The 10,052-nt window shown below is 25.3% G+C and carries 6 protein-coding genes and 3 riboswitches; of the genes, 1 reads left to right on the forward strand and 5 read right to left on the reverse strand.

Annotated elements, in window-relative coordinates; all coding sequences use genetic code 11:
- The 4 genes from O212_RS0115525 to O212_RS0115545 form a co-directional block, all read right to left on the reverse strand.
- Positions 1–3,459 (reverse strand): SpaA isopeptide-forming pilin-related protein (locus tag O212_RS0115525; RefSeq protein ID WP_024615970.1); only part of this gene is annotated, 3,459 nt, incomplete at its 3' end.
- A gap of 126 nt (positions 3,460–3,585) precedes the next feature.
- Positions 3,586–3,669, reverse strand: a riboswitch (cyclic di-GMP riboswitch).
- 72 nt (positions 3,670–3,741) lie between these two features.
- Positions 3,742–3,825, reverse strand: a riboswitch (cyclic di-GMP riboswitch).
- Between the two features lie 88 nt (positions 3,826–3,913).
- A riboswitch (cyclic di-GMP riboswitch) is annotated at positions 3,914–3,997 on the reverse strand.
- A 107-nt stretch (positions 3,998–4,104) separates the two neighbouring features.
- On the reverse strand, positions 4,105–5,664 hold the full coding sequence (locus O212_RS0115530; RefSeq protein WP_024615971.1) for a hypothetical protein: 1,560 nt from the start codon (positions 5,662–5,664) through the stop codon (positions 4,105–4,107).
- Between the two features lie 365 nt (positions 5,665–6,029).
- The gene (locus tag O212_RS0115540) at positions 6,030–7,073 is read right to left on the reverse strand and encodes an FUSC family protein (RefSeq protein ID WP_024615972.1); all 1,044 of its coding nucleotides are present in this window, start codon (positions 7,071–7,073) and stop codon (positions 6,030–6,032) included.
- A 245-nt stretch (positions 7,074–7,318) separates the two neighbouring features.
- Positions 7,319–8,374, reverse strand: a complete 1,056-nt coding sequence (locus tag O212_RS0115545; protein WP_024615973.1) for an FUSC family protein — start codon at positions 8,372–8,374, stop codon at positions 7,319–7,321.
- A gap of 233 nt (positions 8,375–8,607) precedes the next feature.
- Here O212_RS0115545 and O212_RS0115550 point away from each other — a divergent pair, with 233 nt between their 5' ends.
- Positions 8,608–9,738, forward strand: a complete 1,131-nt coding sequence (locus O212_RS0115550; protein ID WP_024615974.1) for an anaerobic sulfatase maturase — start codon at positions 8,608–8,610, stop codon at positions 9,736–9,738.
- An 88-nt stretch (positions 9,739–9,826) separates the two neighbouring features.
- Here the strand turns inward: O212_RS0115550 and O212_RS0115555 are convergent.
- Positions 9,827–10,052, reverse strand: a 226-nt coding sequence (locus O212_RS0115555) for an LPXTG cell wall anchor domain-containing protein (protein ID WP_024615975.1), incomplete at its 5' end; no start/stop codon positions are given.

A 10,052-nucleotide genomic window follows, 5' to 3' on the forward strand; every position in this document is an offset into this window, starting at 1 on the left:
CTTTTTAATATTATCTTTTACTGTTACTGAAGCTTGTTTTTCTGCTTCACCTAAAATAATTTTAAATTCATGTTTTGAATTATCTAAATTGTATCCTTCTGGAGCTTTTGTTTCTACGAAATAATAACTTCCTGGTCTTAAATCTCCAACTGTTATTACACCATTTTTATCTGTTGTATAGCTTCCAAGTTTTACGCCAACTGAATTGCTATTAGTCTCATATAAATCAAATGTTGCTCCTTGAAGCTTTTCTCCTGTCTCACTATCAACCTTAGCAAGACTTACTGAACCTAAAACAACGTCATCATTTGCTGTTACTACTGGAGCTTTATTTGTTTCTCCAAGTATTATTTCAAATGGATATTTTGTGTTATTTAAGTTATATCCAACTGGTGCTGTTATCTCTTGGAAGTAATATTTTCCTGGTCTTAAGTCTGTCTTTGTACTTACTTCTCCAGTGCTTCCTGTTGTTACTTTTTCTATTAATTTGTTATTTGAGTCATAAACTCCATAAACAGCGCCTTGAAGTTTTCCTCCAGTTTTACTGTCTACCTTTATAAGTTTTGCTGATCCAAGTATTATTGAATCTTTTGCAATTATTTGATTCTTATCACTTGTTCCATCTGACTTTATTTTAAAAGATAATTTTTCATTATTTAGATTGTACCCTTTTGGTGCTGTTATTTCTTTAAAGTAGTAATTTCCAGGTCTTAATCTTTCATTTACTATCCCTTGTCCATTTTCATCAGTTGTAACTTTTTCAATTAAGTTATCCTTTGAATCATAAAGACCATATACTGCACCTTGAAGTTGTTCATCAGTTTCACCATCTATTTTAACTACTACAATTTTACTTTTTTGAATATCATCTTTAACAGTTATTAAAACTGGTTTATCACTTTGTCCTAAAGTAATCATGAATTCTTGTTTATTACTATTTACTTCATAACCTTGTGGTGCTTTTGTTTCTACAAAATAATAATTTCCTGGTCTTAAATTACTAACTTGTATTTCACCACTTTTATTAGTTTTATAACTACCTATCTTTTCTTTTATTAAACTATTAGTTGTATTGATTTTATATAAATCAAATTCAGCTCCCTCAAGTTTTTGACCTGTTTCACTATCAACTTTAGTCAATATAGCATTACCTAATTTAATATCATTTTTAGCAGTTATTTCTACTGCTTTATCTGTTTTTCCAAGCTCTATTTCAAATTCATACTTTGACTTTGAAATATTATATCCTTCTGGAGCCTTTGTTTCCTCAAAATAATATTTTCCTGGTCTTAAATCACTTACATTTATTACACCATTTTTATTTGTCTTATATGTTCCAATTTCTTTATTATCTATAGAATATAATTTAAACTCAGCTCCACCTAATGGTTCTGAAGTTTCACTATCTACTTTTAAAAGATTTACAGAACCTGTCTTTATATTATTCTCTATATTTCCTATATTAACAACAGTTCCTATATCGCTATCTTTTATAGTAAATTTCTTTTCAGTATTATCTAAATTATATCCATTTGGAGCTTCTACTTCTTTAATATAATAATCGCCGGCACTATCTAAATCTGCTTTTATTATTCCTGAAGTATCACTAGTTACTGTTTTTACAACTTGTTTATCACTATTTAATATTTCAAATTTAGCTCCACTTAATATATCTTTTGTAAAACTATCTATCTTTTTAGCTTCAAAAGCATATCCTTTTTTTGTTTCAACTTCATTCGTTGTTGCTTTATCTATTTTAGCAACATTTTTTATAGTTGTACCATTTGGAACATTACTAAAGTCTGCTTTTATTTTCACTTGAAGTTTTTCACCATAATCTATTGAGCCTTTATCATTTACTACAGTAACTTTATTACCATCAGCTTTTGCAGTAAACTGTTTTGGAACATCAATACTTACAATTTTTAGCCTGCTATCTAATTCATCAATTAACTTTAAATAATTCTGATTAAAATATCCATAGCAATCAAAATTTATTGTATATGTTACAAGTTGATTATCACCTTTTTTAATTTCTGTTTTATCAACTAATTTTTGTGCATTTATAGCTCCTGCATTCAGCTCATAATTTATTTCTGAATTTATATCTTGTGATTTTCCATCATAAGATATTTTTGCATTATTGTTGTATTCCTTATATCTATCTACAACTTTAAGCTTATATCTTACATCATAACTATTGCTTGTGTTTCCAAAATTTATTATCATTTTTCCATTAGAAACATTTATTTTACTTTTAAAATTATTTGTTACCCATGAAAATTTATCATTTTCATCTGTTTGTGAAATATTAATACTTCCATCTACAAGTTCCATTCCTTTTGGGAAAACATCTTCCAATACAGCATTTTTCATATTTGCATTATTTGGATTAACTTGTATAGAATAATCTACAATATCTCCAATATTACTTACAAAATATGATTTACTTCCATCTTCATTATTAACTTCATTATCACTACTATAAGACTTGGAAACCATATCATTTTTTTCAACTGGTCTAACTATAGTTGAACTAACAATATCCGGTTTTTGATACTGTGAAAGCTTTGCTGTATTTATATATTTGTCACTTTCATTAGTATATTTGGTTGAATATTGTATCCTATATGTGCTTTGAGAAGTACCAATATTTATATATAATCTATCAGATGAATAAGATATTCTGCTTCTAAATTCATTAGTTACATCTCTTTCTACACCACTAGAATAATTTACTTCAAATACTTTTATAGAATTTGGTAAAAGTACCGTACCTGGCGGTAACTTATCATCCAAAACAGCATTATACATAACTGCACCTTTTTCATTTAAAAGAATTTGATATCTTTGGACTTTTCCAATTACAGGCTTACTAATATTGGCCAATAACTTTCCATCTTCATATCCAACAGAACCATCAACTGTTTTTATTAGTTGCCTATCTATGATTCCCCCTTGATCTGGATTACCTTCCTTAGGAACTATAGAAATATCCAAATATTTTGTTACACCATTCACGTTAACTTCTACTCTTTCTGGTGTATCCTTATTTACATCTTTTGCTGTAGCCTTTATTGACATATAGCCACCTATTGCCGTAGCTGCACCTTTACTAAATATTGCCCTTACATTAGTTCCATTAACTTGAACATCTTTAAAGTGTTCTGGCGGATATTTAGGTTTTATGTTATAAAATTCATCAGGTAAATTAAATTCTAATACATCCCCCTCTTTTATAGCACCTTGTCCACCAACAACTTTATATTCCAAGTTAAATTCAATTTGATCACCAGATTCAACTTTAGTTTTATTACTAGTTATATTAACTTCCAAAGTAGAATTTGTTGACCTTGTTGCAGCATTCCCCGAGACACTAGGTAAAAACATACTAGTAATCATGTTTACAACTACAAACATGGACAAAAGAGTAAAACATCTTTTTCTTTTGTTACTCATACTTTCTCTCCTCTCTTAAATTTTGAAGGTTCCTAAATTTCATAACCTTTATATGTAAATTAATATTTTCCATAAAAAAAGACTAATCTACATATAGCCAACACATATATAACTATGTATTAGCTAAAATAAATTAGTCGGTTGCACTACTAACTCCATATATTCCAAGTGCCCAAATACAGAATATACTTCAAAGTTCCTATATTATTTCATTTTAATTTTATAAAATAAAAAAGACTAACTTACATATAACTAATACATATATAAACTACATATTAGTTAAAATAAATTAGTCGGTTGCACTACTAACTCCATACATTCCAAGTGCCCAAATACAGAATGTACTTCAAAGTTCCTATATTATTATTTTCTATTTACATTTTATTAATTTTCCCAATAAAAAAAGCTAATTTACATACAAACAAAACATATAAATATTTACATGTATCATTCAAAATAAATTAGCCGGTTGCACTACTAACTCAATGCATTCCAAGTGCCCAAATACAGAATACATCTCAAAGTTTCTAAGTTTAAATTTTTTAATATACTTAAGTTTATCATTAAAAAAATTCACCCTCAACACAATAGTTAGTTTATTAACTGTTTATTAAACTTTTTTACAATTTCTGCATATATTTTTTATTAATTTTCTAAGTTACCTTCTTCTCCGTCACCTGTATTACCGGAGTTTTCATTTCCATTTTCCCCTCCATTTTGATTTTCATCTCCTGGCTTATTTGGTTCATTATTAGAATTACCTTTATCATCATTAGGTTTACTTGGTTTATTTGGTTTGCTTGGTTTGCTTGGTTTATTTTCACTTGAAGAATTATTTGTATTTGAATTAGATCCTGAATTAGTATTATAAGATGGTCTATAATAATTATTTGAACTACTATTATTTCCTTTATTACTATTATTTCGTTCTTCTTCTATTTCACGATTCTTTCTTTTTTCTTCTTCTATTTCTGCCGCTTTTTTCTTAATATCTTTTATAGATTGATTATTTTCAACATCATTATTATTTAAATAATAAACAATACTTCCATTTAACTTATCTTTGTATTTAATTACTATATCTCTTGATGCTAAAGTTTCTAATCCAAGTTCATAATAATTACCTTTATTAAAGTTATAATTTTCTTTAATATTTACTCCATTTATAAATTCCTTATATTTTAAGTAAACATAATTGTAATCCAAATCACCTTTTGCTTCTGAATTATCATCTCCTAAATAAGTTATACATTTTACGAAATTTTCATACTGATCTTCTGAAAGCTTAGTAGAATTAACTAATATATCTTTAAACTTTTCTTTTATATCACTATCCTTTAAATTTGGTAACACCTTTTCAGCTTCTAAAATATTAATTTTTACTTCTGGAATATTTTTATCTATATCAAAATATTTTTTAAATACAAAGCTTGGTACTTTACCATTTTTCTTAAATATCTCATTCAATGGAATTGAACTATCTTTTTCTGAAACAAGTACTCTTCCATCATAGTATTTTCCATTAACATTTTTATCTTTTTCATTTAAATTTACTATTGAAAAATATTGTAAATCATCACCTTTAGTTAAAAGTAATACAAATTTTTCAGGTAATTTAATATCTTTAAGTTTATCTTCCTCTTGTATATTTGAAGCTTGTACATTTACATTTGTAGGTTCTGAGTCTAAACTTCTAACTTTATAGCCTCCCATTATAAATAATCCTATTAAAATTCCAATTCCACAAATATAAAAAGAATTATTTTGTTTTTTCATGCTACTTTTATATTCATCTATCATTCTTTTGCCTTTTTTCTCATTAGTTCTGCTTATGTCTTCTCCACATTTATACTCTAAGTCATATCCATTTTCTTTGTATTCTTCAAAAGCTATTGAACCATCCTTTATAAGTTTATTAACATATTCTTTTCCTGTGAAAAATGAAACTACAAAAGTTAAAAGAAAATTAGCCAAAAATCCAAATGGTATTCCTATTAAAAAAATTAAAAGACACTGTACTAATAATAATCCAACACCTTTTATAAATTCTTTCCTTATTAAACTTGCTATTCCACCAAGTAAAAATGTTAAGTAATCAAAGTTATATGGAATTACCTTTAAGTTATTATTTTTATCAACTAATATTGCATATTTTATTCCTTTTCCTTTTAGGAATGTATATTCATTAATATATGTCACTTTCATATGTCCTCCTAGTTACTTGTATTATATAACTAATTTTAACATATTATGTTATCAATTGCATAAAAAAGACTACTTAAGTAGACTTTAAATAAACAATAAAATAAAATTCGTTTTTAAAATATTATAATAAAAAATAAGCAAGGACTTTTATTTTAAAATCCTTGCTTAACTCACATATTTATTTTTTATGTTTTTTCTTACCTTGAATTTCTGGTACTGGATCCACATCATTTTTTTGTGGTGTCTTAAATCTTTTACTTTCCCATGATGATGGTTGATCTTTTTTAGCCATAAAAGAACCCTCCTATACAAAATTACTTTCAAATTAATTTTTTGTATTTATAGTTCTTTTTATTCAATATATCTTATAATGAATTTTCTTTTTCATCTATTTTCTCTTCAACATGCATCATAGACTTATTAACAATTATTGCTATAACAATCCCAACTAACATAAATACAATTCTCATTGGAACTGAAACAGTAAAATTAAATAAAATCATAGCTGCTGAAAGTGCATTAAGTGTAGTAAATATCATTTGATATTTATATGGTTTAACAAACATATAAATATAACTTATAACAAGAACAGCCATAGAATCTAATGATTTTGGTACTATATAATAGAATATTATAATAAATGCTATTGCACCAACTACTGTTCCAAATATTCTTTGTGGTATCTTTTCTTTAGTTTGTTCATAGTAAGGCTGTGTAAGAGATAAAACAGTAGTACTTATCCACATACCCTTTTCAAATCCAAAATATGTTCCTACAAACATCGCTATAGTTATACCAATTGCCATTCTTAATGCAAAGTTAGCTTGTATGCTTTTTATATCAAATGCTGTACTAAACATTTCTTTTATACTTCTATTATCATCATCTTTTGCTTTCTTATGAGTAAAATAATAAACAATAGCAACAATAATACTTCCAATAAATAAAGCTGCTATTCTTATAAAAAATTCATTTATTTCCTTTATTGGAGTACCTTGCATAAATACATAGCATAACATAAATGGAAGATAAGCTCTACTTTCAAGTTTATTTGAAAAAGTATATATAATAATAAATACTGATATAAAGTTTAATGGAATTCCTATAAATGCATTAAGCATTCCTACATAAGAAGTTACTCCCATAAGTGTAAATACTAATATTATTGATGCTATTGCATCTTTAAATTTTAAACTTACATCCATTGATGTAAACATAAGTGCAGCTGTTAATATAGTAACACCAACTAATGTGTTTGATGAACCAAAAAACTTTGAAAATATTCCTATAAATATCATTATGGCAACCATCATTAAAAGATTACCTATTAACTGCTTTTTATTTATTTTATTTTCATTTTTATTAACTGATTCTTGTTCTAATTTTCCAAGATTATTTTCTGAATCCATATTAAAATACCTCTTTATCTATAGTTAATTTATTACATTATTATTGTATGGTATCACACTGATTTAATGTTTTCAACAAACAGCAGTTAAAAATGTTTAATAGTTTTTTATAAAACAATTAAATATATGTGTACAATCTAAAATTATTTATTTTTTAAATTTTTCATATAAATTCATTTAAATTACAAAAGCTTTAATCTCTATAATTTTTTATTGAAACTAAACCTATAAAATTCAATAAACTATTAATTACTAAAAGCATTATTACTGTTAAGTTTGTTATTTTCATTACTTTTATTCATTAAACTTTCTTTTTCCTCAAAATGCATCATTGATTTATTTACTATTATTGCTATTAAAACTCCTAGTAATAAAAATGCAATTCTCATTGGAACTGAAACAGTAGCATTAAATAAAATCATAGCTGCTGAAAGTGCATTAAGTGTAGTAAATATCATTTTATACTTGTATTCATTTATAAAAGTATAAATATAACCCATTATAAATATAACCATTGAATCTAATGATCTTGGAACTATAATACAAAATATAACTACAAAAGCTATTGCTCCAATTACATTACCAAATATTCTTTGTTTTATTTTTTCTTTAGTATCTTGATAATAAGGTTGTGTAAGTGATAATACAGCTACACTTATCCACATTCCTCTTTCAAAATTAAAAATAGTTCCTATAAAAATAGCTACAGTTATACCAATTGCCATTCTTAATGCAAAATTAGCTTGTATACTTTTTATATCAAAGCCTGTACTAAACATTTCTTTTATACTTCTCTTATCATCATCTTTTGCTTTTTTGTGAGTAAAATAATATACTGATGAAACTATAATACTTCCAATAAAAAGTGATGCTATTCTTAAAGAAAACTCTTTCATTCCTTGTATTGGACTACCTTGCATAAATACATAACAAAGCATAAATGGAAGATATGCTTTTGTTTCTACCCTATTTGAAAATGTATATACAATTATAAATACTGATATAAAATTTAAAGGTACTCCTAAAAAAGCATTAAGCATCCCAACATAAGAAGTTACTCCCATAAGAGTGAATACTAATATAATTGATGCTATTGCACTTTTAAATTTTATACTAACATCCATAGCATTAAACATAAGTACTGCAGTTATTATAGTAACTCCAACTAAAGTATTTGCTGATCCAAAAAACATTGAAAATATTGATATAAATATCATTATTCCGCATATTAATATAAAGTTACCAATTAATTTCTTTTTACTTAATATTCTTTCCTTTTCTGGTTTAACTGTTGTATCCAAGGCTTGTCACTCCCTTTTTTTTACATAATTATTTTTGACGCTAGAGAACATCTTATCACATACATATATTATTATCAATCCGTTTTTTTCAAATTTTAATTTCTTATAAAAAAGTCTAAAAAATACTCTTTACTTTATTTTATAAGTTAAATTTCCTTGGAAATATGTCGATTTTTTATTAAGGAATACATAGCCATAACCATTTATAATTATATAAAAAGGGGGGGATTTTTATGTGTAGTATTTGCTTATTAATAAAGCCAGCATCTTCAAATTGTAATTTAAATTGCAAATATTGTTTTTATAAAGATGTTGCAAAAAACAGAAAATTTTATAATAATTCATTTATGTCACTAAATACAACTGAAAATTTAATAAAAAATATTTTTAATGAAACCTATACTTCAATAAATTTTGCATTTCAAGGTGGCGAACCAACTCTTTGTGGTATTAATTATTTTAAAGCCTTTATAAATTTAGTAAATAAATATAATATAAAAAAAGTTAAAGTTTCTTATTCAATCCAAACTAATGGATACAACTTAAAAGAAGATTTTATAAAATTATTCAAAGAAAATAAGTTTTTAGTTGGAATTTCATTAGATGGACCAAAAGATATAAATGATACATTAAGATTAGAATCTGAATATAAAGGAAGTTTTAATAAAGTAAAACACTCTATAGAACTTCTTAAAAAGTATGAAGTTGACTTTAATATACTTTGCGTTTTAACATCTTTTAATTCAAAACATATAGAAAAGGTATATAACTTCTTTAAAAAAGAAAATTTTAAATACTTGCAATTTATTCCTTGCATAAAAGAACTTAATATTGATAATACTAATTTATTAAATCAATCACAAAAAGATTTTTATCTAAAAGATACTGATTATCTTTATGCTTTAAATACATTATTTAAATTATATAAAGATGATTATTTCAATAATAATTATATAAGTATAAGGCAATTTGATAATTATGTTAGAATGCTTCTAAATAAACCACCTGAAAACTGTACAATGTCTGGAGTATGTGGTGTTTATTTTGTTATAGAAAGTAATGGTGATATTTACCCTTGTGACTTTTATGCAACTGATAAATATAAACTAGGAAATATAAATATTAATTCCTTTAAAGAAATAACTAATTCAGATATATTAAAAAATTTTATAAATGAATCAAAAGAATTATCAGCTAGATGTATAAATTGTAAGTATTTTAAACTTTGCCGTGGTGGATGCAAAAGGTATAGAACTCACTTCGATAAAGCTGGAATTCCTTTAAATGAATATTGCGGTGCATATTATAATTTCTTTGAAAAAAACTTAAATAGCTTAATTTCTATTTCAAGAACGCTATTATAAAAAATAATTATAAATATATTATATAATTTTCCAAAAACTAAAAAAGATTGCATAATAATTTATGCAATCTTATAAAATACTTTTAATATTATTTATTTGATTTTTTTCTAAATAATTTATATCCACTTCCTATAAGAGCCATTCCTGATACAACTTCAAAAATACCATTAAATCCTGTAGCTGGAAGTTTATTAGGTTTTATTAATTGTGGTTTTTGAATAACTGGCTTTTTATCTTGGTCTACTGGTTTCTCTGGTTCCACTGGTTTATCTGGTTCTACTGGCTTATCTGGCTCTACTGGCTTGTCTGGTTCT

The sequence above is a fragment of the Clostridium sp. Ade.TY genome (assembly GCF_000498355.1).
Lineage (GTDB): Bacteria > Bacillota > Clostridia > Clostridiales > Clostridiaceae > Clostridium.